This window comes from Bacillus sp. RC242, assembly GCF_044908245.1.
Taxonomy (GTDB): domain Bacteria; phylum Bacillota; class Bacilli; order Bacillales; family Bacillaceae_G; genus Bacillus_A; species Bacillus_A mycoides.
On record NZ_JBIYCZ010000016.1, the window covers coordinates 106,711 to 133,090 of the forward strand.

Annotated in this window: 21 protein-coding genes and 1 riboswitch; of the genes, 14 read left to right on the forward strand and 7 right to left on the reverse strand. The window is 36.2% G+C overall.

The window, feature by feature from the left end:
- Window positions 1-96: 96 nt before the first annotated feature.
- Window positions 97-278: riboswitch (Lysine riboswitch) on the reverse strand.
- A 177-nt stretch (window positions 279-455) separates the two neighbouring features.
- On the reverse strand, window positions 456-1,895 hold the full coding sequence (gene gapN, locus ABH957_RS24380) for an NADP-dependent glyceraldehyde-3-phosphate dehydrogenase (protein ID WP_002010835.1): 1,440 nt from the start codon (window positions 1,893-1,895) through the stop codon (window positions 456-458).
- Between the two features lie 706 nt (window positions 1,896-2,601).
- Here gapN and ABH957_RS24385 point away from each other — a divergent pair.
- The 5 genes from ABH957_RS24385 (at window position 2,602) to ABH957_RS24405 (ending at window position 8,908) form a co-directional block, all read left to right on the forward strand.
- On the forward strand, window positions 2,602-4,362 hold the full coding sequence (locus tag ABH957_RS24385; protein WP_404512388.1) for an ABC transporter ATP-binding protein: 1,761 nt from the start codon (window positions 2,602-2,604) through the stop codon (window positions 4,360-4,362).
- A complete protein-coding gene (locus tag ABH957_RS24390) occupies window positions 4,359-6,359 on the forward strand; it encodes an ABC transporter ATP-binding protein (RefSeq protein ID WP_404455518.1) in 2,001 nt (666 codons plus the stop codon). The genes ABH957_RS24385 and ABH957_RS24390 overlap by 4 nt, the downstream gene beginning before the upstream one ends.
- Before the next feature lie 303 nt (window positions 6,360-6,662).
- A complete protein-coding gene (locus tag ABH957_RS24395) occupies window positions 6,663-7,460 on the forward strand; it encodes an amino acid ABC transporter substrate-binding protein (protein WP_002010840.1) in 798 nt (265 codons plus the stop codon).
- Window positions 7,447-8,145, forward strand: a complete 699-nt coding sequence (locus tag ABH957_RS24400; RefSeq protein WP_033706449.1) for an amino acid ABC transporter permease — start codon at window positions 7,447-7,449, stop codon at window positions 8,143-8,145. Before ABH957_RS24395 ends, ABH957_RS24400 begins: the two co-directional genes overlap by 14 nt.
- A gap of 28 nt (window positions 8,146-8,173) precedes the next feature.
- Window positions 8,174-8,908 carry an amino acid ABC transporter ATP-binding protein gene (locus ABH957_RS24405; protein ID WP_002010843.1) on the forward strand — a complete coding sequence of 245 codons (735 nt, stop codon included), beginning with the start codon at window positions 8,174-8,176 and terminating at the stop codon, window positions 8,906-8,908.
- A 51-nt stretch (window positions 8,909-8,959) separates the two neighbouring features.
- On the opposite strand, the gene sasP is transcribed toward ABH957_RS24405, so the two are convergent.
- Window positions 8,960-9,163: a small acid-soluble spore protein, SasP family gene (gene sasP / locus ABH957_RS24410; RefSeq protein WP_000013349.1), complete on the reverse strand. Its 204-nt coding sequence runs from the start codon at window positions 9,161-9,163 to the stop codon at window positions 8,960-8,962.
- A 653-nt stretch (window positions 9,164-9,816) separates the two neighbouring features.
- Between sasP and ABH957_RS24415 the strand changes: the two genes are divergently transcribed.
- Window positions 9,817-10,062: a hypothetical protein gene (locus ABH957_RS24415; protein WP_002186650.1), complete on the forward strand. Its 246-nt coding sequence runs from the start codon at window positions 9,817-9,819 to the stop codon at window positions 10,060-10,062.
- 16 nt (window positions 10,063-10,078) lie between these two features.
- On the opposite strand, the gene ABH957_RS24420 is transcribed toward ABH957_RS24415, so the two are convergent.
- Window positions 10,079-11,539, reverse strand: a complete 1,461-nt coding sequence (locus ABH957_RS24420) for a YheC/YheD family endospore coat-associated protein (RefSeq protein ID WP_404512390.1) — start codon at window positions 11,537-11,539, stop codon at window positions 10,079-10,081.
- 19 nt (window positions 11,540-11,558) lie between these two features.
- A complete protein-coding gene (locus ABH957_RS24425) occupies window positions 11,559-12,611 on the reverse strand; it encodes a YheC/YheD family protein (protein ID WP_002010850.1) in 1,053 nt (350 codons plus the stop codon).
- 125 nt (window positions 12,612-12,736) lie between these two features.
- Here ABH957_RS24425 and ABH957_RS24430 point away from each other — a divergent pair, with 125 nt between their 5' ends.
- Together ABH957_RS24430 and ABH957_RS24435 are read left to right on the forward strand one after the other, a co-directional pair.
- Window positions 12,737-13,882: a DUF445 domain-containing protein gene (locus ABH957_RS24430; RefSeq protein ID WP_404512392.1), complete on the forward strand. Its 1,146-nt coding sequence runs from the start codon at window positions 12,737-12,739 to the stop codon at window positions 13,880-13,882.
- Window positions 13,883-14,025: 143 nt separating this feature from the next.
- Window positions 14,026-14,379: a YlbF/YmcA family competence regulator gene (locus ABH957_RS24435; protein ID WP_088035249.1), complete on the forward strand. Its 354-nt coding sequence runs from the start codon at window positions 14,026-14,028 to the stop codon at window positions 14,377-14,379.
- 153 nt (window positions 14,380-14,532) lie between these two features.
- Here the strand turns inward: ABH957_RS24435 and ABH957_RS24440 are convergent, their stop codons facing one another.
- Window positions 14,533-15,129, reverse strand: a complete 597-nt coding sequence (locus tag ABH957_RS24440; RefSeq protein ID WP_404512394.1) for an NDxxF motif lipoprotein — start codon at window positions 15,127-15,129, stop codon at window positions 14,533-14,535.
- A gap of 24 nt (window positions 15,130-15,153) precedes the next feature.
- Entirely contained in the window at window positions 15,154-15,711 is a 558-nt protein-coding gene (locus ABH957_RS24445; protein ID WP_404512396.1) for an HAAS signaling domain-containing protein, read from the reverse strand.
- A gap of 400 nt (window positions 15,712-16,111) precedes the next feature.
- Between ABH957_RS24445 and alsS the strand changes: the two genes are divergently transcribed.
- The 4 genes from alsS (at window position 16,112) to ABH957_RS24465 (ending at window position 21,033) form a co-directional block, all read left to right on the forward strand.
- The gene (gene alsS / locus ABH957_RS24450) at window positions 16,112-17,800 is read left to right on the forward strand and encodes an acetolactate synthase AlsS (protein WP_404512398.1); all 1,689 of its coding nucleotides are present in this window, start codon (window positions 16,112-16,114) and stop codon (window positions 17,798-17,800) included.
- A gap of 16 nt (window positions 17,801-17,816) precedes the next feature.
- On the forward strand, window positions 17,817-18,575 hold the full coding sequence (gene alsD, locus ABH957_RS24455; RefSeq protein WP_404512400.1) for an alpha-acetolactate decarboxylase: 759 nt from the start codon (window positions 17,817-17,819) through the stop codon (window positions 18,573-18,575).
- Between the two features lie 218 nt (window positions 18,576-18,793).
- Window positions 18,794-19,873: a tetratricopeptide repeat-containing glycosyltransferase family 2 protein gene (locus tag ABH957_RS24460; protein ID WP_215576785.1), complete on the forward strand. Its 1,080-nt coding sequence runs from the start codon at window positions 18,794-18,796 to the stop codon at window positions 19,871-19,873.
- A gap of 50 nt (window positions 19,874-19,923) precedes the next feature.
- Window positions 19,924-21,033, forward strand: a complete 1,110-nt coding sequence (locus ABH957_RS24465; protein ID WP_404512402.1) for a glycosyltransferase — start codon at window positions 19,924-19,926, stop codon at window positions 21,031-21,033.
- 179 nt (window positions 21,034-21,212) lie between these two features.
- On the opposite strand, the gene ABH957_RS24470 is transcribed toward ABH957_RS24465, so the two are convergent.
- Complete coding sequence (locus ABH957_RS24470) at window positions 21,213-21,827, reverse strand: DNA-3-methyladenine glycosylase (RefSeq protein ID WP_404512404.1); 615 nt, start codon at window positions 21,825-21,827, stop codon at window positions 21,213-21,215.
- 134 nt (window positions 21,828-21,961) lie between these two features.
- Here ABH957_RS24470 and ABH957_RS24475 point away from each other — a divergent pair, with 134 nt between their 5' ends.
- Together ABH957_RS24475 and ABH957_RS24480 are read left to right on the forward strand one after the other, a co-directional pair.
- Window positions 21,962-22,834, forward strand: a complete 873-nt coding sequence (locus ABH957_RS24475; RefSeq protein WP_404455537.1) for a Cof-type HAD-IIB family hydrolase — start codon at window positions 21,962-21,964, stop codon at window positions 22,832-22,834.
- A 421-nt stretch (window positions 22,835-23,255) separates the two neighbouring features.
- Window positions 23,256-26,380 (forward strand): SpaA isopeptide-forming pilin-related protein (locus ABH957_RS24480; RefSeq protein ID WP_404512406.1); only part of this gene is annotated, 3,125 nt, incomplete at its 3' end.

Sequence of the window (26,380 nt, forward strand, 5' to 3'; positions counted from 1 at the left end):
TGTCTTCCTGATAAGGAAGAGAAGGTCCAAACAAAACAAAAAAAGCACGTAATCTGCCGCTACATGCTTTCTATCTTATAAGAAACCCACGACATACCTCTCGATAGCTCTCCACAAACGAAACGTTTGTGACAGTTCTGCACTTATTAAATGCAGACCCAGCAAGCGTGTATGGTGGACACGACTTACTTCGGCAATCATTCCTTTCTCATTTCTTCATCAATGCCACTACATCTCCTGAAATGATACTCTTAATGACTGCAACCTCTACCTCACCGAGATACGAATGAGGATTTATGTATTAAATTAACATGTTTAAGAGTAACAAATGTATTTTTATACGTCAATGGATATAGTAATAATCAGATTATAGAGAAGAATTCGTTATTAGGTCCTGGAGGGTTTTAACTAAAAAGCAGCTGACCTAAATATTAGATCAGCTGCTACATATAAGATTAAACTAAGTTTAATACAGTTACTTTTTGACGAGTCATAGACTCAAGGCTCTTACGAATACCTTGTGCGCCCATACCTGAACCTTTTACACCGATGAATGGGAAGTGGTCAGGGCCGCGCTCTGTGCGTCCGTTAATTTGAACAGAACCAGTGTCGATTTTGTTAGCAATTGCAAATGCTTTGTTAATGTCTTTTGTGAAGACACTTGCTTGCAGACCGAACTCTGATTTGTTAGCAATTTCAATCGCTTGTTCGTCAGAAGAAACACGGATGATTGGAAGGATTGGGCCAAATGGCTCTTCCCAAGCAACTTTCATTTCTTCTGTTACGTTGTCGATTAATGTTGGATAAATTAGGTTGCGCTCACGTTTGTTACCGATAACGATTGTTGCACCTTTTTCAGCAGCATCGTCAATTAAACCTTGAACGAAGTCAGCAGATTTGTCGTCGATTAATGGAACGATTGTGCTGTTTTGTTCTGGAGATCCAACTGATAGTTCAGCTACTTGCTCTTTTAATAAGCCAGCTAGTTCGTCTGCTACATTTTCATGTACAAGTACACGCTTAATAGCTGTACAACGTTGACCTGAGTAAGAGAATGCACCGCTTACGATATGCTTTGCAGCTTCTTGTAAGTCTGCATCTTCACAAACGATACCAGGATCTTTACCACCAAGTTCTAATACAAGTGGAATCATCGCAGCTTTTTTCGCTAAATGTTTACCTGTATTTGTACCACCTGTGAACGATACCATATTTACGCCAGGATGTTCTACTAAGTAGTCACCAATTACAGAACCGCGTCCTGTAGCTACATTTACAAGACCTTTTGGAAGGCCAGCTTTATGAAGTGCTTCAACCATTTTAACACCGCTAATTGCACCTTGAGTTGCTGGTTTGAAGATAACAGCGTTACCCATAATAAGTGCTGGTGCAAGTTTTGCAGCAGATAAGTTTACTGGGTAGTTAAATGGTGCAATTGCTAATACAACACCAAGTGGTGCGCGCTGAATAATCGCAAGTTTAGATTTAGATCCACCAGGGAAGCTATCACCCATCATGCTTTCACCGTGCATGTGAAGTGCTTCGTCAACTGTGTAACGAATTAAGTCAGCTGTACGAACGACTTCTTTTTGCGCATCTTTATAGCCTTTACCGACTTCTTTCATAATGATATCGGCAATTTCATCTTGCATATTTACGAGCTCATCAGCCCATTTATATAAATATTTTGCGCGATCTTGTAGAGAAGCTTCAGCCCATGATTTTTGAGCTTCTTTTGCAGATGCAATTGCTTCATCTACTTCTCCTTGAGTAATTGCTTGTACTTGCCCAATTACTTCGTGTAAGTATGGAGATGGAATGTCGATTGTTTGACCTGAAGAGCTTTCTCTCCATTCTCCGTTTAAATAAAATTTGTACGTATTGCTAGTTGTCATGATTAGTCCTCCTAAAATAGCAACTTGTAAGAGTGAGTATAAGGTGATTGTAGGTGGTTTGATAATATTTTTCAAATGAAATGTTTGTGAAAACGATTTCTTATTATTTTTTTGTTTTGTATGCCCTTTCTTACAGAAGATTCCCTTATTTCAAACTGAATTATAAGTAGAATGCATCACTTTCATTTTTTGTGATAAAAGATTATTTTATTCTAAAGCGAAAAAAAACAATTGACAGAATACTCAATAAAGTTGTAAGATTATAAATGGAAAATAAATGAAGGGGGTGTGCGTAATGATTGTAATCGTAAATGTAATGGGCTTAGCTCTGTTAAATGGCGGAAAACATTCATATCATTACGCAACCCGTGCGGATATATAGGACCTTTGCGTCTTATGAGAAGCGTACGTTGCGTATATCGTAACGTACGCTTTTATGCATTCTTTGCATATCGTCAAGCGGCGGTATGCTTTTTTTTGTTTATCCCGCTATTTGCGGGCTAATAATCAGTGGAGAATGAACAAAACCCCCACTGATTAAAGTTTCACTTTATTTTCCTTGTTTGCGTGGTTACTATAAAAAATCAGAATTTGGAAGGTGGAAAAATGTGATGAAATTGTATGGCTTACGAAATGTAAATGTGATGGGTTTGGATAGCGGGTAAAGAAATGTGAATCAAACGGGAACGAGAAAGGGGAGGTTATATTGTTTTCAGTATTACTAAAGTTAAGCTGGTTTTTTAGAGAGCATTGGAAAAGGTATAGTATCGCAATTGGGGTACTTTTAATTGTAAACGTGATAGAGGTAATTCCACCGAAAGTGTTAGGAATTACAATTGATAATATTAAAACGGGAGCCTTAACGAATGAGGCGATTATGCAATATATTTTTATTTTACTTGGGGTAACGATTGGTGGGTATGTGCTTACTTTCATTTGGCAGCACCAACTATTTGGCGGTGCGTTCGTACTTGAGAAAAAGATGCGTTCAAAATTTATGGGGCATTTACTTAAGATGACACCGACGTTTTATCAAAAAAATCGTACTGGCGATTTAATGGCGAGAGCGACAAATGATTTAAAAGCAATCTCCATGACAGCTGGTTTTGGTATATTAACGCTCGTTGATTCTAGTCTATATATGCTTACAATCGTTTGTATGATGGGCTTCTCAATTAGTTGGCAGTTAACATTTGCTGCGCTTATACCGCTTCCGATTATGGCATATGCGATGAATAGATACGGAAAGAAGTTGCATGAAAGATTTACAGTCGCGCAAGATGCGTTCGGGGATATGAACGATAAAGTACTTGAATCAATTGCGGGTGTACGCGTTATTCGTGCGTATGTACAGGAGAACGCTGATCAAGAAAGGTTTCATCATTTAGGAGATGACGTATACGAGAAAAATATGAGAGTAGCAAGAATCGATGCATTATTCCAGCCAACTGTAAAAATGCTCGTCGGTCTTAGTTATTTAATTGGTTTAGTGTACGGTGCATATCTCGTATTCCAATCAAAGGTGACACTTGGTGAGCTCGTTTCTTTTAACGTCTATTTAGGGATGATGATTTGGCCGATGTTTGCAATTGGTGAATTGATTAATGTTATGCAAAGAGGAAATGCGTCGCTCGACCGTGTAAATGAAACGTTAGCTTATGAACCGGATGTAAAGAATCCGAAAGATCCAAAGGTTGTACAAGAGCCAGATTACATTCAATTTGATAACGTTACTTTTTCATATCCTTCATCAATTGAAACAAATTTAAAAAATGTTTCGTTCTCATTAAAACAAGGAGAGACACTTGGAGTTGTTGGGAAAACAGGAAGCGGGAAAACGACGCTCGTTCGTCAGCTTCTTCGTCAATATCCACTTGGGGAAGGGGATATTGCGGTTTCTGATGTGAAGCTAGATAAAATTACGAATGATAACGTACTTGGCTGGATTGGGTATGTACCTCAGGAACACATTTTGTTCTCAAAAACAGCGAAGGAAAATATTTTATTCGGAAATAGAGAAGCGACTGAAGAAGAACTTGAAAAAGCGATTGAAATAGCTGCGTTTAAAAAGGATTTAGAGCTTTTACCGGAAGGTTTAGAAACGCTCGTTGGAGAGAAAGGAGTTTCTTTATCAGGTGGGCAAAAGCAAAGGATTTCGATTGCGAGGGCTGTTATTCAAAATCCGGAAATTTTAATTTTGGACGATTCTTTATCAGCTGTTGATGCTCGTACTGAAGCGGCAATTATTGAAAACATACGAACAGAAAGAAGCGGGAAGACGACGATTATAACAACGCATCGTTTGTCAGCAGTGCAGCATGCTGATTGGATTCTCGTTATGGATAACGGTGAGGTTATTGAAGAAGGTTCGCATGAAGCGCTCGTTCGAAATGGGGGCTGGTATGCAGAGCAGTTCGAAAGACAACAAGGTGAAAGTGAAAGTACGGATAGTGGGGTGAAAATATGAGTGTTTCAAAACGATTGTTTCAATACGCGATGAAAGTAAAAGGGCCGATTTTTGCAGCGATGGCGATGCTATTTGTTTTCGTTATTGCAGAACTCGCGGGTCCTTTCGTCGCAAAAACGATGATCGATGAGCATATCGTTGGAATAGAGAGACCCTGGTATGAAACAGAAAAGAGTGAGGATGCTGTTTCATATAATGGCGCCTTTTATAAGCGAAGTGATCGCTTTGAACAAGGTGAGCAAAAAGGGAAAGAAGTCCGAGTGATTCAAGTTGGTTTTCAGTACTATTTTGTACCGAATAAAATAACGCTTGAAGGAACTCGTTCTGTTAAGGGTGATGTGCTTACAGTACAAAGTGGTAAGGCAGTGCAAGTGTATAAATCGAAAGCCTTAACGAAAGAAGAAGTATTTGCGTTTTATAAACCAGAAATAAATAGGTTATTACTACTTGGCGGTGGATATTTCGCTTTATTAGTAATCGTATCATTATTTGCATACGGAAAGCAGTTCTTCTTACAGAAGGCGGCAAATAAAATTATTCAAATTATGAGGGAAGACGTCTTTTCCCATATTCAAACGTTGCCAATTCGTTATTTTGACCATTTACCAGCAGGGAAAATTGTATCGCGTGTAACGAATGATACAGAAGCGATTCGTGATTTATATGTAACAGTGCTTGCGACATTCGTCTCTAGTATCATCTATATTATCGGGATTTTCGCTGCGCTATTTTTACTTGATGTAAAACTGGCGGCACTATGCTTACTCATCATCCCAATTTTAATTGTTTGGGCGATTATGTATAGAAAGTATGCGTCTGTATACAATCATAAAATGCGTTCGCGTTTATCGGATATTAACGGAACAGTGAATGAATCAATTCAAGGGATGCCAATTATTCAAGCATTTCGTCAAGAACATGAAACGAAGAAGGAATTTGAAGAGTTAAATGGTGATTATTTTAAATATCAAAATAAAATTTTAAATTTAAATGCAGCAACTTCGCATAATTTAGTGTCTGTATTAAGAAACATCGCTTTTACAGGTGTAATTTGGTATTTTGGTGGTGCTTCATTAAGTGCTTCTGGCCTCCTTTCTCTAGGGATACTGTATGCTTTCGTCGATTATTTAACGAGATTGTTCTCGCCAATTACGAACATGGTGAACCAACTTGCTAACTTAGAGCAATCGCGTGTTGCATCAGAGCGCGTCTTTGAATTACTAGAGGAAAAGGGAGAGGCAGTAGAAGAAGAACGTATGCCTCGCTTAACCGGAAATGTGAAATTCGATAATGTCTCGTTTTCTTACAATGGAAAAGATGAAGTATTAAAAAATATTTCTTTTGAAGCGAAACAAGGGGAGACAGTGGCACTTGTCGGTCATACTGGATCAGGAAAAAGTTCCATTATGAATGTGCTCTTTCAGTTTTATGAATTTCAAAAAGGGAAGCTTACGATTGATGGTCACGATGTAACAGAGATGCCGAAACAAGCAACACGTGAACATATGGGAATTGTATTGCAAGATCCGTTTTTATTTAGCGGGACAGTGGCATCCAATGTAAGCTTAGAAAATGAAAAAATTTCAAAAGATCGCATCGTAAAGGCGTTACGTGATGTTGGTGCGGAAAGGTTTGCTAACAATATAGATGAAAAAATTACGGAGAAAGGAAGTACACTTTCAACCGGAGAACGTCAGCTTATATCGTTTGCTAGGGCACTTGCTTTTGATCCTGCTATTTTAATTTTAGATGAAGCGACTTCCAGTATTGATACAGAAACAGAAGCGATGATTCAACAAGCGCTAGAAGTTGTGAAGAAAGGACGAACGACGTTTATTATCGCTCATCGTCTTTCAACAATTAAGAGCGCTGATCAAATTATTGTGCTTGATAGAGGAACGATTTTGGAAAAAGGTTCCCATGATGAATTAATGAAAAAGCGCGGGCGTTATTACGATATGTATAAAACGCAAATGGAAGGAAACCAGAGTGCTTAATTTTTAGAAGAACTTGCGATTTTCGCAAGTTCTTTTTTGATCGGATTGTCCGCTTAGAAGTTAATATATTTCACCGGCTGAAAAACTTATAAATAAGTAGGTATTGTTTTACCTTTTTCTTTATAAATGCTATATTAAAAAATGTTACTTATTTTTTGTATGTAGCGCTATTTTTCCATTTTGTTTGATTATGAAGAAAAAGGTTAAACTAAATAAGAACATTTTCATTGAAAAATTGTTCGAAATTGCATACAATCAATATAGTTTTTAAATTCCTATCAGAATACTTGGAGGACTACTATCATGAAAAAATTATTTTCAGTGCTTGCAGTAACTACATTAGCGATTGGGATTGTAGCGGGCTGCGGTAAAGAAGAGAAAAAAGATACAGCTAATCAAGATGCATTACAGAAGATAAAACAAAGCGGTGAGCTTGTAATTGGTACAGAAGGTACATATCCACCATTTACGTTCCACGATACAAACGATAAATTAACTGGGTTTGACGTTGAATTAGCAGAAGAAGTTGCAAAACGTTTAGGTGTAAAGCCTGTATTTAAAGAAACACAATGGGATAGCTTACTTGCAGGAATAGATGCAAAACGTTTCGACATGGTTGCGAACGAAGTTGGTATTCGTGAAGATCGCCAAAAGAAATATGACTTCTCTAGTCCATACATTTCTTCTTCAGCAGCATTAGTTGTTGCGAAAGATAAAGATAAACCTGCTACATTTGCTGACGTAAAAGGATTAAAAGCAGCGCAATCTTTAACGAGTAACTACGCAGATATTGCTAAGAAAAATGGTGCGGAAATCACAGGTGTAGAAGGATTTAGCCAAGCAGCAGAATTATTAAGTTCTGGCCGCGTTGATTTTACAATCAATGATAAATTATCAGTGTTAAACTATTTAGAAACGAAAAAAGATGCAAAAATTAAAATTGTAGATACAGAAAAAGAAGCGTCACAAAGTGGATTCTTATTCCGTAAAGGTAGCGACAAACTTGTACAAGAAGTAAATAAAGCGTTAGAAGATATGAAAAAAGATGGTACGTACGATAAAATAACGAAAAAATGGTTCGGTGAAAATGTATCTAAGTAGCGCATTGATGTCAGATCGATTGTCTACTTGGATAGATATTATGCAGACTTCCTTCGCGCCTATGCTGAAGGAAGCTGTCTTTACGACAATTCCGTTAACGCTTATTACATTTATTATCGGTATTATACTTGCGACGTTAACAGCGCTCGCACGTATTTCAGGTAGTCGTATTTTACAATGGATTGCTCGTATCTATGTATCTATCATTCGCGGAACGCCACTTCTTGTACAGTTATTTATTATTTTCTATGGTCTTCCAACTCTTAATATTGAAGTTGAGCCATATACAGCAGCAGTTATTGGATTTTCATTAAATGTAGGTGCATATGCATCTGAAATTATTCGTGCTTCTATCCTTTCAATCCCGAAAGGACAGTGGGAAGCGGCTTACACAATTGGGATGACATACCCGCAAGCATTGAAACGTGTTATTTTACCACAAGCAACACGCGTATCAATTCCGCCGCTTTCGAATACATTTATTAGTTTAGTGAAGGATACGTCATTAGCGTCGTTAATTTTAGTAACAGAAATGTTCCGAAAAGCGCAGGAAATTGCGGCAATGAACTATGAGTTTTTAATTGTTTATTTTGAAGCAGGTCTAATTTATTGGGTAATTTGCTTCTTATTATCTATCGTGCAACAAATATTAGAAAAACGTTCAGAACGTTATACTCTAAAATAACCCTTTCATAAAAGGAGTTTTTGTTTTTATGATTTCAATTCAACATTTACAAAAAAGTTTCGGAGATAATACCGTATTAAAACATATAGACTTATCAGTTGAGAAGGGCGAAGTGGTTGTTATTATCGGGCCATCTGGATCTGGTAAGACGACATTCTTACGTTGTCTCAACGTGTTAGAAACGCCGAACGCTGGTAACATTCGCATCGGCAATAAAGAGCTCGATTTCTCTCAAAAAGTATCGAAGAAAGATATTGTAAATCTTCGTACGCAAACAGGTATGGTATTCCAGCACCATAATCTATTCCCGCATTTAACAGCAATTCACAATGTAATGGAAGGGCTCGTTACAGTGAAAAAGATGGGGAAAGAAGAAGCGAAGAAAAAAGCAAACTATTTCCTTGAAAAAGTTGGTCTTGCGGATAAAGTAGACTTATATCCGTTCCAATTATCAGGTGGACAACAACAGCGCGTTGGAATCGCTCGTGCGCTTGCGATGGAGCCGGAAGTTTTACTATTTGATGAGCCAACGTCAGCACTTGATCCTGAGCTAGTTCAAGAAGTTTTAAAGGTTATGAAAGAACTTGCTAAAGAAGGAATGACGATGGTCATTGTAACGCATGAAATGCGCTTTGCTCATCAAATTGCGAACCGTGTTATTTTCATGGATGGCGGTGTCGTTGTCGAACAAGGTACACCGGAAGATGTATTTACAAATCCAAAAGAAGAACGAACGAAGAAGTTTTTACAAATGTTGCAATAAATTAAGGAAGGTCTCAAGGCATATGCCTTGAGACCTTTTTGCCATATATATTTATTTTTGGAATCCGCCAAGGCTTTGCTCAGCCATTGCAACTAGACGTTTTGTAATTTCTCCACCAACAGAACCGTTAGCGCGAGCCGTAGAATCTGCTCCTAATTGTACACCAAATTCTTGAGCGATTTCGTACTTCATTTGATCGATTGCTGCTGTTGCACCTGGTACTACTAATTGATTGTAAGAACTTTGGTTTGCCATAGGAATATATCCTCCTTAGAGTTATAAAAATTTTTTTGGTTGGACTAGCTGGATTTGAACCAGATTATCGCCCCGTTTGGCGCTAATCCATCGGTAATTAAGTTTGTACTCATAGTATGGATGTTACCTAGAAAGATATACAAAAAAATAATTTGTAAATTTTGTAAAAAACATTTCATCATTTCGTAAATTATGAAATAAGAGTAATCGTTGTATTTTTAAGAAAGAAGGCTAAACTAAGAGCGAAATCATATGCGTTTTTTTCTTTGTATAACCAGCTTGGCTTACTTAACTTATGATTTGTTAAAGTGAGACAAATTCCAGTTTAGTAAAATGAAAATTAAATCGGGAGCAACTGCATAGTTCTGTTTTAACCCAGGGTGGGCAGAAAAAGGAACTGACCGCGTCTATGCACGGCTAGATGCTCTCTTTAATCTAAAAAAGAGGCTTTTAAACGAAAATGTAATTAAAGTGAGAAAAATTAAAGCTTAGTAAAATGAAAATTAAATCGGGAGCAACTACATAGTTCTGTTTTAACCCAGGATGGGGCAGAAAAAGGAACTGACCGCGTCTATGCACGGCTAGATGCTCTCTTCAATCTAAAAAAAGGGCTTTTTAATTGTTTTTAAACGATAACGTATGGAGGAATCATGATGGGAATTTGCCCGCTTTGCAACGCGCTAGAATTACAAACATATTCTTGTCAAAATTGCCAAGGTATACTCCAAGATTATGGGAAAACTGTAGATTACATAGACGATTACAGTGCATATATGGATCAAGAATTATTAAGTGCAGTAGACGGTTTAACACATAATAATTCACAGGAGTATTGCAATCATGTTTTTTATTGCGGAGTATGTAATGTGGAAACAGAAGTTGTAGTGAAGCTCGTTTAAATAAAAAACTTCCACCTTATGAAGGAGGTGGAAGTTTTTGTTTTTGTATTTGTGAGTTAATCATAGGGGAAGGGATGTTTTCGGTATGTGACGAAGGAACTGATTTTATTTGTGACATTTTTTCTTTCGTGTCGCGCAAAGAGTGTTCAGTTAAATAGATGGCATATTCATAAAATAATTGGCGCGTAAGTTCACTTTGTTCTTTTAACTTTTCATCTTGGAATACAGTTCGCCCCGGTTTAGAATTTGCTTCAAATAGCCACGGGTTTTCCGTGGTGTCTAAACCAATGTCAAAACCAATTTCTCCAATGTTCCCGGTTACTTGCCCATCAAGTGCATAACTGATTTGTAAGGCTGTTTGTTTTAGTTTATTTTCAATTTGAACTTGCTTTGTTGAATCAGGAAATAGTTCCTGAAGTAATTTCGTATCACCGCCGCTATTTACATGAGTTGTTAAGCTACCTTTGCCGGCGATTTTTGCGACGATTGCACTGACTACCCAATTACCAAAATGGTTTTTATTTGTATGAATGCGAAAATCGACGGGTTGCCCTTCGAATCGGAGCAGTGAGATACCTTGTTGTACGATAAACTTTTTTAAATCATGTCCTTTTAACACATGGTTAAGAAGGGCTTCTAATGATTGATACTTTCTTAGTTTGTTTTGTTCATTTTCACGATAACGACAATAGTAGCAATTATCAGTTTGAGAATAGAGTATTTGATGAATATTTCTTCCGAAGCTACCGTGTATTGGTTTCATATAAATGTACTTATACGTACCGAGAAGTCGTTCTACTTGTTCAAAATGTTGAAATACTTCTGTATTTGGTAAGAATGGTTTAATTGAATCTTCTTTCATTAAAAGTTGATGCACTTCCCATTTATTGAAAAATCCCGGATTAAACCACGGAATCCCATAGTCGCTTTCTAAACGTTTTTTTGCTCTTACGATAGGTTTGTAATTTTCTGCTTGCCGATTTGGTAATCGGTCGTAAATGACATTTGGTAAAGGGACTTTGTTTTTTACCCATTTTCCTTCTTGAAAGAAGTACCCTTCAATTGTTTCCTCTGCCCAGTTTATATGTTGAATGCCAAAGACAAATACAAATGGCTGCAATGTGAATGGTGGTGTTAATAACTCACTGAGAGAGATGGAACGACTTCCTAAAGGAGAATTAGAATCATCGTTAAAGCCAGTTGTGAAAATCCCGATTAATGGGCCGAAAACAATGGTTTGATTGTGTAAGAAGGCATGGATTGTTGCTGAATGCGGTAGTAAAAGATCGGCTGCAATCTGTTCGCCAATAATAATTTCTCGCGTGAATGAATAATGAATTTTAATATTCTCACATGTAATATAACGTAAGCCAAAGAAAAAGGATGTAATTGGTGGTGTAATAGAAAAAACGTAAGGTAAAGTAATACTATTTGGATGCTCATCTGAAATACTTAATGTATATATGTGCTCTTTCAACGGGGATTTCCTCCTTTCGTTATGGTGTAAATCGGCTAAACTTTAATGGACCATGAAAAATTTGTTCAGCCAGTTCGTCGTTGTACCTAGTATAAACATCGTAAGATGGCATCGTATTGACGTACATAAGCCAAATGGCACCTTTTTGATCCATAATGGTAGAAAGCTCTAGTTCAAATAATGAAGAATAGGACTGATCGAGTGTTTTAAACACTTCATTTACAACATCATGTAAAGCATCTTTTAATAATTGAACGCCAGTTGGAGAAAGTAAATATTTAATTTTAGAAAATGGATGTAACATAGAACGTTCTGTTGCTGAAAGTAAAAATTGTGCTGGGAATGAAGATTTTTGTATAAATTGACCGAGCACTTTCCAATTCTGTTCTTTATTTTTTTGCATAATGGTTCGAATATGAATCGGATATGATAGTTGATTTGGAGGTTGTAACATTGGATGAATCATATAACGGAATGAGTGTATGTTCGATTTGCACCATGATATAAATTTATCTGTTCGTTTGAATTGAGTAGAAGTATGATGTTGTTCATTTATTGTATCGATATGAAATGTTTTATTTTTGTAAGTGGCCCGATATAAATTTTCATTGGAGTGTATATTGATTGGTCTTATAATAATATCTCTTGTTTCTAGTAGTAATTTAAAAATTCCTTGTACTGTTCCTTTTATTATTTTTGGTACGTAAGGGGAAAGACGTTTATTAGTAAGAAAAAGATTGTGTAAATCGCTTGGGTTAATAAGTGTGTTGTTTAAAAAGGTAGTGGAAGAACGTTTGTGTAATGAATGAATAATCGCATTTGCTTGTTGGAATTCCTCATCCTCTTTGAAATGACAACGATCATATATATATGAAGGAATGGGAAAGGTTTGATCTATCCAATTTCCTGTATCTGTATCGTAAATAAGACCAGAAACAAGATCTGTCTTTGAATCAATGCTAAACGGTGTGAATTGGGCAACGACGTTATGATAAAGACGAGCTCGCTTAGCGATTTCGGTGTAATACGTTTGCTCGTGATGGAGCCCGGAAGTTAAAAGACCAAGAACCAACGAAATCACTCCTTTAGTAATAAGATGTTTGCATTATAGGCGAAGCTATATATTGCAAATACGTTTTTATACCATTATACTTTTGTCCGTATGATGATATGCTATAGTTTTGGAGAAGTGAAAGGTTGATTGTGATGAATATATGGTTAAATATGTTAATAACGACAGGGCTCGGGGCAATTATTGGAGGATACACAAATCATTTAGCGATAAAAATGTTATTTCGTCCTCATCGTCCGATTTATATTGGGAAGTTTCAGGTTCCATTTACGCCAGGGTTAATTCCGAAGCGCCGTGATGAGCTTGCTGTTCAATTAGGTAAAATGGTTGTAGACCATTTGTTAACACCAGAAGGAATTGGAAAAAAACTAACAAATAAAGAGTTTCAAACCAGTTTAATTCGCTGGACACAAGTGGAAGTGGATAAAGTAATTACAAATGAACAGTCGTTACGGGATATGTTAGAAAAATGGAATTTAGAACATGTAGAAGAAGAGGCGATCGGGAAAATCGAGCATGTTATTACAGAAAAAATTCATGCATTTTTAGCAGAGCACTATACATATACATGGGAACAGGCGTTACCTCATTCTGTTCATGAAAAAGTAGAGAATGCGATTCCGAATGTAGCATCTTTTATTTTAAAAAGAGGAATTAGCTTTTTGGAAAGTGAAGAAGGAAAGGAACGCCTTTCAAAAATGATTGATGACTTTTTCGCTTCTCGCGGGACGATGCTTAACTTAGTTGGTATGTTTTTAGGGAATGTAAGTTTAGTTGATCGCGTGCAGCCGGAAGTCATTAAGTTTTTAGGACAAGATGGAACAGAGCGTCTGTTAACTGATGTACTGCAAAAAGAGTGGGAAAAGTTAAAAGGAAGAGACGTAAAAGAATTAGAAACGTTCGTAGAGAAAGAAATGATTGTGAACTCCATATTGTCAGCGGTTAAAGTAGAGGAAACAGTGAGTAGATTTTTAAATCAGTCTGTTCAGCAAGTATGTGAGCCAGTTCGAGAAACAATCGTTGAAAAAGTGGTCCCTAGCGCAGTAGAGAAAGGCTTGAAGTGGGGAACAGAAAATGTGGGAAGTATATTGGGAAATCTACAGCTTGCGGAAATTGTCCAGCAGGAAGTATCTACATTTTCAACAGAGAGACTAGAAGATCTCGTATTGTCCATTACAAAAAATGAGTTAAAAATGATTACATATTTAGGGGCGTTATTAGGGGGGGCAATTGGATTTATTCAAGGCTTGTTACTCTTGTTCCTTAAGTAATAAAGATGGGTGTATAGAAATAAAAGTGAAATTTCTTCCCATCTCATGCATAGTTTGATATGGTAAGAAGAGGTGTGTATGTAAATGCACTTAAAAGGCAGTGTGAGCGAAAAGCGCTAGCCTTCTAAAGGAGGAAAAATAAAATGACAAAAAACATTCATGATGTTGCATATGAATTACAAAAAACAATCGCTGAAAACGAAGATTTCCAAACATTAAAAGCAAGCTACGCAGCAGTACAAGGAGATGCAGAGTCAAAGAACTTATTCGAAGAGTTCCGCGCGATGCAACTTGGCTTACAACAAAAAATGATGCAAGGCCAAGAAATCACTGAAGAAGATAACCAAAAAGCACAAGAAGTTGTAACTCGCATTCAACAAGATGCAAAAATCACAAAGTTAATGGAAACTGAGCAACGTTTAAACATCGTTATCACTGACGTTAACAAAATCATCATGAAGCCACTTGAAGAATTATATAGCGCGCAACAAGCGTAATGATGGAAGACGCTCCTAGTATGGGGGCGTTTTTTTTTGTGGGTAATTTGATAGTCCTTCCACAAAAAAATCCCCGCCGAAATAGCCATGTGTTAGTGACTATTTTGACGGGAATATATGATGTATCTTTCAATTTCTCTTTTACATATATAATTATTTATTGAAATACTCAGTTTTAATATTTTTTTCTTTCAAAAACTTTTCAATCTCTTTTTGCTTTCTACCATTAACTTTCTCAAAGCGCTTTGTAAAAGAAAAATCGGTCTTGAATAAGTTACCATCTTGAGCGATTTTTTCTATTTCTTGATCTAGTTCTACTGAAAGTGCTGTAGACGATGAAATAAATTCATAGATTTCTTTCGAAGGCTTTTTGTAATCATCAGGTATAGTATTGTTACTAATAAAATCATGGAAATTCGCATCATTTTGTTTCGCTAAATTTATTAGTTTTTTTAATTTCTCTCGGTCGGATTCAGTGACATTCTCATCAGACATGGCTGATGAAAGGGGAACGATGTTTTCGTATAACTCTCCGCTATAATCTAAATAAGTCTTTATATTTTGTTTCATTTCGTTTTCATTAATATTTTCATTTTTCTTTGAGGAACTAAATATAGTTTCTGGAATTTTAACCGTAACATCTTTAATGGATTGTACATCGTTTTTTTCATTAGATTGGTTACTGTTTGAACAAGCTGATAGAAATAAAATTGTAAGTAACATGAGTGGATATAAAATATACTTTTTCATATTAATCTCCTTTTACATTCATTATTATCTTTGTAAAATAGCTACATTCCATTTCAAATATTTTACTAAAAGTGCGTATATATGTTTTATCATTTGATAAGATATTACGGATATGAGTAAACCGCTGCAAAAAGCGATGAACACATTATAAACATCGGAATAACTGATTTGATGAAAACCGTTAAAAAATCCTAACCCTATTAATAAAATAGGTGAAATGATTAATAATGGAGTGGCAATTATAAGGGCTAGAAGAATCGGTAATAAAAAGAGTAGTACGAAAAAGGCGATAATGATAAAGGCAAAGTTTAAAACACTTAAGCTCATAACAGAAAATAGTGCGGTTATCATATTTTTGAAGCTTCGTTTATTGTCAGCGTTGTTTATTGCATATGAAACATTAAGTTCTTTAGCAATAGTTTTAGGGTCTCCTAGTTTTCTAGAAATTTCTTCTTCAGATTTCCCATCCTGTTTAGCACTGATAAAATGAGTTTCATACTCTGAAATAATATCTTTCTTTTCTGCATTAGGCATATTCCGCAAGGAAGAACTAAGTTGTTCCAAAAATTCACTTTTGTTCATAACAATCACTTTCCTTTATAAAATGATGAATTACAGCTGAGAATCCTATCTTTTGAAAAGGGGGATACGAATTACAAGGTGCGTTCCAATTATTGGGTATTCCAATATTTACAAATATATCATTTAGTAGTGTTCTTTGCAAGGTACTATAATCTTATTAATACTGTGATTAGATGGAATTTTTTCGTGCATTTTTAGAGGAGATATAAAAATATTATTTTAGGATAAACAAAGGGTTGTAAGCGTATTCCTTAGAGGTTGTCAAAAAACTGTCAAATTCATATTGTTGGAAAAATAATGCATTTGTAATATAATGATAAACAATACTTCACCACATTAATTAACTAGGTGAAATTAAAAATCTTTATTACACACATTATGAAATAAAGGAATGATTAGTTTGAGTACAGGTGTAAAAGCAAACGACGTGAAAACAAAAACAAGAGGAGCAGATCTTGTTGTTGATTGTTTAATTAAACAAGGTGTTACACATGTTTTCGGTATTCCAGGAGCGAAGATTGATTCTGTATTTGATGTACTGCAAGAAAGAGGACCAGAGTTAATTGTTTGTCGTCATGAACAAAACGCAGCATTTATGGCAGCTGCTATTGGTAGATTAACAGGGAAACCGGGCGTATGTCTTGTAACTTCAGGACCAGGGACATCAAATTTAGCGACAGGTCTTGTTACTGCGAATGCGGAGAGTGATCCCGTTGTTGCTTTAGCTGGTGCAGTTCCGCGTACAGATCGATTAAAACGTACGCATCAATCCATGGATAATGCTGCATTATTTGAACCAATCACTAAATATAGCGTAGAAGTCGAGCATCCTGATAATGTACCAGAAGCACTTACTAATGCATTTCGAAGTGCTACTTCTACAAATCCAGGAGCAACACTTGTAAGTCTTCCGCAAGACGTTATGACTGCGGAAACGACAGTAGAATCTATCGGTGCGCTTTCTAAGCCACAGCTTGGAATCGCTCCCACAAATCATATTGAATACGTAGTAGAAAAAATAAAATCAGCAAAATTACCAGTTATTTTACTCGGTATGAGAGCAAGCACCAATGAAGTAACGAAAGCAGTTCGTGAGTTAATTGCTGGTACAGAACTTCCTGTTGTTGAAACGTATCAAGCAGCTGGTGCAATTTCACGTGAGTTAGAAGATCATTTCTTCGGCCGCGTTGGATTATTCCGTAACCAACCAGGTGATATTTTACTAGAAGAAGCGGATCTTGTTATTTCTATCGGCTATGACCCAATTGAGTATGATCCGAAATTCTGGAATAAACTTGGCGATAGAACAATTATTCACCTTGATGATCACCAAGCAGATATCGATCATGATTACCAACCAGAGCGTGAATTAATTGGTGATATCGCTTTAACTGTAAATAGCATTGCGGAGAAATTACCGAAGCTTGTATTAAATACGAAATCAGAAGCAGTTTTAGAGCGATTACGCGCGAAATTATCAGAGCAAGCAGAAGTTCCAAATCGTGCTTCAGAAGGTGTTACGCATCCACTTCAAGTCATTCGTACACTTCGTTCTTTAATTAGTGACGATACAACCGTTACATGTGACATCGGTTCCCATTCTATTTGGATGGCAAGATGTTTCCGTTCTTATGAACCACGTAGACTATTATTTAGTAACGGTATGCAAACGTTAGGTGTTGCACTTCCTTGGGCAATTGCTGCTACTTTAGTAGAACCGGGTAAAAAAGTAGTCTCAGTGTCAGGTGACGGTGGTTTCTTATTCTCAGCGATGGAATTAGAAACAGCGGTACGTTTAAATGCTCCGGTTGTCCATCTCGTATGGAGAGACGGTACGTACGATATGGTTGCGTTCCAACAAATGATGAAATACGGCAGAACATCAGCTACAGAGTTTGGCGATGTCGATCTTGTGAAATATGCGGAAAGTTTCGGGGCGTTAGGTCTTCGTGTCAATACACCAGACGAATTAGAAGGTGTATTGAGAGAAGCGTTAGAAGCAGAAGGCCCTGTCATTGTTGATATTCCAATCGATTACCGTGACAACATTAAATTAAGCGAAAAACTATTACCAAACCAATTAAACTAATGGGGGCATGAGTGAGATGACTGTTGCGCAATTAATTGATATTGATGCAAAAAGAACGAAAACGAATAATGAAGTATATCAAACATCTACAATGCTTGCGCTATTAGATGGTATATATGATGGTGTGATTAGCTTTGAGGAATTGAAGGAACGTGGTGATTTCGGCATCGGCACATTTGATCAATTAGATGGTGAAATGATCGCGTTTGATAACGAATTTTACCATTTACGTTCAGACGGCTCCGCAGAAAAAGTAGAGCCAGAGGAAACAACACCGTTTGCGACTGTAACGTTTTTTGAAAAAGAAATGAGTTATACGGTAGAGCATCCGATGAATCGTGAAGAAGTGGAAGCGTTATTACATGAATTAATGCCAAGTAAAAACTTATTTTATGCGATTCGAATGGACGGTACGTTCCGTGAAGTTAGAACGAGAACTGTTCCAAGACAAGAAAAACCGTATACGCCGCTCGTTGAAGTGACGAAATCACAACCGATTTTTTCGTTTAAAGATACAGAAGGTACGCTAGCTGGATTTTGGACACCAGATTACGCGCAAGGTATTGGTGTAGCTGGTTTCCACTTACATTACATTGATAATGAAAGAAGCGGTGGCGGACATGTTTTCGACTATGTTGTAGAAAACTGTACGATCCAAATTTGTCAAAAAGCTCATATGCATTTAGCACTTCCTGAAACAGCTAATTTTATGGCGGCGGAATTATCAAGAGAAAACTTAGAGAATGATATTGCGGCCGCGGAAGGTGCGGAGTAAAAAGGAATCGAAATTATGTATTCTCTATATAAAGAACCGAAGTCTTGTTCAGGCTTCGGTTTTTTTCATTGATTTGCAATCTTCGAGTGAAATTCCCCTATCCAATTTCACTGCACCGCCTCATTATGTTTCTTTTGTAAAATGAAAACTCAATTTTGAAGCAAAAGAAATATAAATTTCTCTCCAAACATATACATCAAAAGGATAGGGGGGATATGATGGAAAACTCCATTACTATTAGTTTATGCATGATTGTAAAAGATGAAGAACAAACTATATCAAAATGCTTAGAATCGGTTAAAAGTGTTGTGGATGAAATTATTATTGTAGATACAGGTTCAACAGATGGTACAAAAGAAATTGTGAAGAAGTACGACGCGAAAGTTTATGATTTTCAATGGATTGAAGATTTTTCAGCGGCACGAAATTTTGCGTTTTCTAAAGCTACAAAAGAATATATTCTTTGGCTAGACGCAGATGACATAATAGATACGGAAGATATAAAGAAATTGTTGCAGTTAAAACATACGTTAGATCGTAGTACGGATGCAGTATCTATGAAATATTATTTAACTTTTGATATAGAAGGAAATCCAACACATTCTTTAAGGAGATATCGATTAGTCAACAGAAGTAAAAATTTTCAATGGTATGGATTTGTTCATGAATATTTAGAGGTGTATGGAAATCTTATAAATAGTGACGTAGGGGTAAGTCATAAAAAAGAAAAAGCATATACTAATCGTAATTTGAAAATATATGAAAAACATCTTGAGAGTGGAAAAGAATTTAGCCCCCGCGATGTGTACTATTATGCAAATGAATGTAAGGATCACAGATTATTTGATAAGGCTGTTAAGGGGTATTCTAGGTTTTTAGATGAAGAAAAGGGTTGGGTTGAAGATAACATTCAAGCTTGTTTAAAAAGAGCCGAATGTTATTTAGAATTGGGGGACTTAAAAAAATCTATACAGTCTTGTTTGCAATCATTTACGTATGACACGCCTAGAGGAGAACTTTGTTGCCACTTAGGACGTGTATTTTTGCAACAAGGGGAATATTCTAAAGCGATATATTGGTACCATGCAGCAATTGACGGGCCCAGGCCAAAGGATTCTCCGTTTGTCCGAGAAGAGTGTCATACATGGTTGCCGCATATTCAACTATGTATTTGTTATGATCGAATAAAAGAATATGAAAAGGCAATTTATCATAACGAACAAGCTGCACAGTTCATACCTAATAATCCAAGCATTGAATATAATAGAAAATATTTTGATAGTTTATCGGAAAAATAATATTTAATAATACTAGATAATCATTTTGGCTGCTGAGAGGAGTTTGATTCATGCTCACAAGTATAATTATATTGACTCATAACCAATTACAATATACAAAAGAATGCATCCAAAGTATTAGAACTTATACAGTGGAACAAGAGTATGAGTTAATAGTTGTGGACAACGCGTCAACAGATGGTACTGTAGAATGGTTACAAAAACAATCGGATATTATGCTAGTGGAAAATGCGGAGAATATGGGTTTTCCAAAGGGATGCAATCAGGGAATTAAAGAGGCAAAAGGTGACAATATTTTATTATTGAATAATGATGTGGTCGTAACTGAAAATTGGCTAAGCAACTTAATTCGGTGTTTATATGAAAGTAAGGATGCTGGAGCGGTAGGGCCCGTAACTAATAATGCCGCTTACTATACTGCTATACAAACTTTTTATAAAGATATTGAAGGAATGCAGAGGTTTGCAACTTTATATAATCAAAGTGATAAAGATAAATGGGAAGAACGTATGAAATTAATCGGATTCTGTATGCTTATAAAAAAATCAGTGTTAGATGAAGTTGGATTATTAGATGAACGATTTACACCGGGGAATTATGAAGATGATGATTTGTCACTAAGAATGTTTGAAAAAGGTTATAAATTGTATTTATGTAAAGATACATTTATTCATCACTACGGAAGTGTCTCATGGAAAGAAGATAGTATGAAATTTTCTGTAGTTTTACATGCAAATAATATAAAATTGTATGAAAAATGGGGATTTTATGGTGAAAGTTTATACATTCATTATGATTTACTAGCAATTGTAGATCGATTTGCGCCTGATCAAGTGAATATTCTTCATATAGGAGCTGGATGTGGTGCAACTTTATTAGAAATGAAAAGGCGTTACCCGGCAGTTTCCATATTTGGAGCAGAAATTAATGAAAAAGCAGCAGCTCTTGCAAATAGGGTAGCTCCTACAACTTCTGCTGAGTATGACAAGTTACATGAGGTATTTACAGATGAAAAATTCCAGTACATTTTGTTATCACATCCTATTGAGCCAGCGAAATTACCGCAGGTCATACAATCTATGTCACAACTTTTAACGCCAACAGGAACTTTCATTATGTCGAAATTCAATTTAGATAATTATTATGCATTAAAAAAATAATGCTTTTAAGATTTTCTCTTTGGAGATGAGCTGTATTTGGCAATGCTGGAGGAACAACGGTTTCTTTTATAGAAACAAAACCGAAATCCGAGCCCGGATTTCGGCTTTTCGACGTGTGATGAATTACGAAAAAAGAGCTATCCTATAAGTTGGTTTCACTGACTTATAGGATAGCTTCTTTATTTTGAAACAAACGGATGCTTTTCATAATAAAACCGCCATGGATAGTGAACGGCTTCTTCTGCATAATCAATGTTAATACGAGGACCAGCTAGTATGTTATGTGTGGATGATAAATGGTCTTCTTCAGGAACTAATTCAATATGTAACGTATCACTTTGAAGTGATACGCTGCGCTCTTCTAAAGTGATTCCGAGCGCGCGGCATAGTTTTCCGGGGCCATTTGTTAAGTTTTTATACTGAGCTTTCGTAATGTCAATTTTGTTGTAGCGCGCTAGTTTCATGTCTTCGATTCCATCTACAGGTTCAAGAGCACGAATGAGAACTCCTTGCGGGGTACCGATTGGTGCTGTAATTACGTTAAAGCAATGATACATGCCGTAAATTAAATATACGTAAGCATGTCCTGGTGCGCCGAACATTACTTCTGTTCGATTAGTCCGTCTGCCTCCGTAACTATGAGCGGCCTTATCATCTGGACCTTTGTATGCTTCTACTTCTACAATAATTCCGCTCCGCTTTATGCCGTCTACAATATGAACGAGTTTATGTCCGAGTAACTTCTTTGCGACCACTAACGTATCGCCTTCATAAAAAGAAGGTGGTGCCTGCATTGTACTATCTCCTTTGCCAGTTGTATATGTATATAGTAAACCAAATTTTCAGTAGTAATTCTAACTCGTTCTATTTACTACATTTATTTCATAAATTATGGATAGAGTACAACAGCGAAGAGGGGGAGTGCGACATGATTTATCGCTTACTAGCTCTTAATATAGATGGGACACTACTATACAACAACGGAAAAATCGCAAAAGGGTTACGGGAGACAATTGACTTTGTGAAAAGAAAAGATGTATACGTTACATTGTTTACGAATCGTAATTTTCAATCTGCTCATAAAATAGCGAAGGCGTTAAAATTAGATTCTATATTAGTTACACATGGTGGTGCTTTCGTTTCAGCAACGTTAGATAAGCCGTTCGCTCAAAGGAGATTATCTGAAGAGAAAACCTTTAATATCGTGCAAGTGTTAGAGCATTTTGATTGTAATGTTCGCATTTCTCATGAACGATATTCAATTGGGAATCGTGAGAGAAATACACCAAACTTAATTGCGCGTACTGTATTATCAAGCGCAGATCCATTATTTTATCCGGTTCAATTTGTAGATTCGCTAGGGGATGCACTGCGTGATCATCCAGTAGCTGCGCCAAAAATTGATATTGTTTTCCATACGAAAGGTGAAAAAGAAAGAGGGATGAATACGTTAAAAAAGGCATTTCAAGATGTAGAGTACGTCGAGTGTGATGAAAGACATATAGAAATTCTCCCTCAAAATGTATCAAAACTACGTGGTTTACAATTACTTGGGGAGCATTTAAATATTAACCTTAGTGAAATGGTTGCGATTGGAGATAGCGTAGAAGACTTAGAGGTAATTGAAAATGTTGGGCTTGGGGTAGCGATGGGGAACGCTCCTGTAGAATTAAAGAAAGCCGCAGACTGGATTACACGTTCTAATACTGAGAACGGCGTAGAGTATATGATTAAAGAGCATTTTCGTAAGCAATTCCCACTTCCATTTTTAAAGAATCATAAACATACACCGAAACGATGAAAGAAAAACGTAGCTTTTTGGCTACGTTTTTTTGTCGACTTTATTTGAAAAGTTTAAATCAATATTCCAATAAGAAATGAAAGCGTTTCAGGCGAGGAATTGTGTCTGTAATCCATACAATTCACTTGAATACTTTAGAAAACTGTTGTAGAGTGGATGATGTTGCCAAAATAGTTACACCACATGAAATATTCTTCGAGTTAATTTTATTGAGCTCCCGTACGTAAAAACACTTCAGCATGTTAGTTTAGTTCACGTATTATCTCAAAAATGAATTGTAGTAGTTTCGCCAATTAGTTGTAGAGCTTCTTTGTTTTATTTAAATGGATTATTTGTAAATTAGTATGAATAGGTTTTAAGTACATCTGAAATGTACTTCTTGTTATAAGTTTTTGAAATTTGAAAAGGGGGAATGAATTTCTTGAGGAAATCATTAAGTCAAAAAGTAAAAAAGATATGCAGTAGTTTTATAATTATATTGTTAGTATGTATGAATTTTTTAATCCATTTACCGTATAAAGCGGAGGCAGCTACAACAGAATTAAAAGGTTTAGGCGATACATCTTATTATAACGCAATCATTTTTGGTGATCATAGTGCAACGAGTGCGGATATTGAGGGTGCGATGGCTGTTCAAAAGAACATGAACGCATCAAGTTATACAGTCGTAGCGGCTGCAACTGGAGCAAACAACTTAGCTGGAGCAACATGGAAAGATGAAGGATATCCATCATTATTACTAGGTGGTCAATTTACGAAAGCGGGAGCAGGACAAGTAATCATTCAAGATGGAACAGTGGCGATGACAAAAGATGGTGACCCAGAAGGTGCAATGAAGTCATCTTATGACCGTATCTCTTATAAAGAGCAAGCAGAGATTGATGCCAAGTTCAAAGAATTTAGAAAAGACGTTGATGGTGTAATTGGAAATGCGAGTCAATTACATACTGATAAACCAAAACCTAATATGAGTTTTGGCATCGGAGAGGATGTAAACAATCCTAATATTTATGTTTCTTCAGGCTTAACAGGAAAGAAAACATTTGATGTAAAAGATGTTTATCTTCCGAATGTAAATAACAAAGACTTTATTGTTATTTATTCAGACGCAGAAGAAGTGAATTTTGGTAGCGGTGCAATTTTGTACGATACGAAAAATACTGGGATGGCAACAGACTTAATTAATACATCACAAGCATATGATCCTAATTCACCTTTTACTGAGTTAGCTAGTAAAGTAATTTGGGCGTTTCCGAATGCTACAAAAATATCAACAAAAGGATATGGCGTAGTAGGAAGTGTATTTGCTCCAAATGCTGTTGTAGAGACAAAGGGTGGTTCTATTAATGGACAAGCCTATGTTGGGGGATTACACCAAAGAGATGGGTTTGAGGTTCACAATTTTAAATTTAACTGGCCGAAATGGAAAAATCCATCAGTTGAAAAAGGAAATTTACAAATTAAAAAAGTTGATGCAAACGATGAAAACATTGTTTTAAAAGATGCAAAATTTGATGTTATAGACAAAGACAATAATGTTGTAGCTACTGTTACAACGAATGAAAAGGGTATTGCTGAAGTCAAGGATTTACCACTTGGTGACTATTTTGTAAAAGAAATAAGTGCACCAGAAGGATATATAAAAGTTGATACACCAGTAAAAGTAACAATTAATGGTACAAACGTAATTGAAATTGTTATGAAGAATACGAAAAAAGTAGAGAATGGTCAATTTAAATTGTTGAAAAAAGATAGTGAATCTGGTCAACTTCTACCAGGTGCAAAATTTGATGTTATAGATAAAGATGGAAATGTTGTTGAAACAATTATTACAGATGGTAAAGGTGCAGCTTTATCAAAACAACTTCCAGTTGGAACATATACATTAAAAGAAGTTGAAGCACCAAAAGGTTATGAACTATCATCTAGCTCAGTTCGTGTTGATGTAGCTGCTAATAAAACAGTGACTGTAGATGTGTTGAATAAAAAAATCGCTGAAAAAGCTACAGGTCAATTTGAAATCGTAAAAGTAGATGCGAATGATAAAACGAAGCTATTATCAGATGCAGAATTTACTGTGTATAAAGATGGTAAAAAGGTAGCAGAGTTGAAAACTGATGAGAGTGGAAAAGCGATGTTACCGAAATTACCATTAGGTGAATACACAGTGAAAGAAACGAAAGCACCAGCAGGTTACAAGATTTCAAATAAAGAATGGAAAGTAACAATTCAAAATGAGAAAGAAGTAGTAAAAGTAGAGGCAGAAAATGAAAAACTCTTGGGCTCTCTACAAATTATTAAAACAGATGATAAAGATCAAGCGAAACGTTTAGCAGGCGCAGTATTTACATTGAAAGATGCTAAAGGAAATGTTGTAAAAGAAAAAATTACAACAGATAAGTCTGGAACGGTTAAAGTAGAAGGACTAGTACCGGGTGAGTATACGTTAGAAGAAACAAAAGCACCAGAAGGTTATGAGCTAACAAAACAAGTAATTCATGTAACAGTCGACGGTGAAAAAGTTGTTGATGTAAAAGTAACGAATAGTAAGAGCCTTGGTCAATTTGAAATCGTAAAAGTAGATGCAAACGATAAAACGAAGCTTTTATCAGACGCAGAATTTGAAGTGTATAAAGATGGTAAGAAAGTAGAGATGTTACAAACAGATAAAACAGGTAAAGTCATCTCTGGAAAATTAGAACCAGGAAAATACACGTTAAAAGAAACGAAAGCTCCAAAAGGATATAAATTACTAAAAGAAGAAATTGAAGTCGTTGTGGAAGCAAACAAAGTAGTACAAGTACAAGTAGAAAATGCGAAAGAACTAGGAAGCTTACAAGTAATCAAAAAGGATGCAGAGAGTGGAAAAGTTCTAGAAGGCGCAGAATTCAGACTGAAAAACGAAAATGGTCAAGTAGTTGGAGAAGCGAAAACAACGAATAAAGATGGTGTTGTGACATTCGAAAACTTAGTGCCAGGTAAGTATACGCTAGAAGAAACGAAAGCGCCAGAAGGCTACAAAGCGGTAGAAGTTACAGTAAAAGTAAATGTTGTAGCAAATGAAGTAGCAAAACAAGAAGTATTGAATGAAAAAGTGAAAGAAAAAATCACAGGTCAAGTAGAAATTACAAAGATAGATGCTAATGATACAGATAAAAAATTAGAAGGTGCAGTGTTTGAAATTCTGAAAGATGGAATAAAAATAGACACATTAACATCAGATAAAAATGGTAAAGCAACTTCGAAGAAACTGGAACCAGGAGATTACGTTTTAAAAGAAGTCCAGGCTCCAGGAGGATATAATTTATCTGATAAGGGAATTGAATTTACGATTTCTAATGAGAAAGTAGAAGTTATAAAGCTTCAAATTACCAATGAAAAAGAAACAGGAAAAGGTCCAGAGAAACCGGGTGGAGAGACAGAAACACCAGGTGGAGAGACAGAAACACCAGGTGGAGAGACAGAAACACCAGGTGGAGAGACAGAAACACCAGGTGGAGAGACAGAAACACCAGGTGGAGAGACAGAAACACCAGGTGGAGAGAC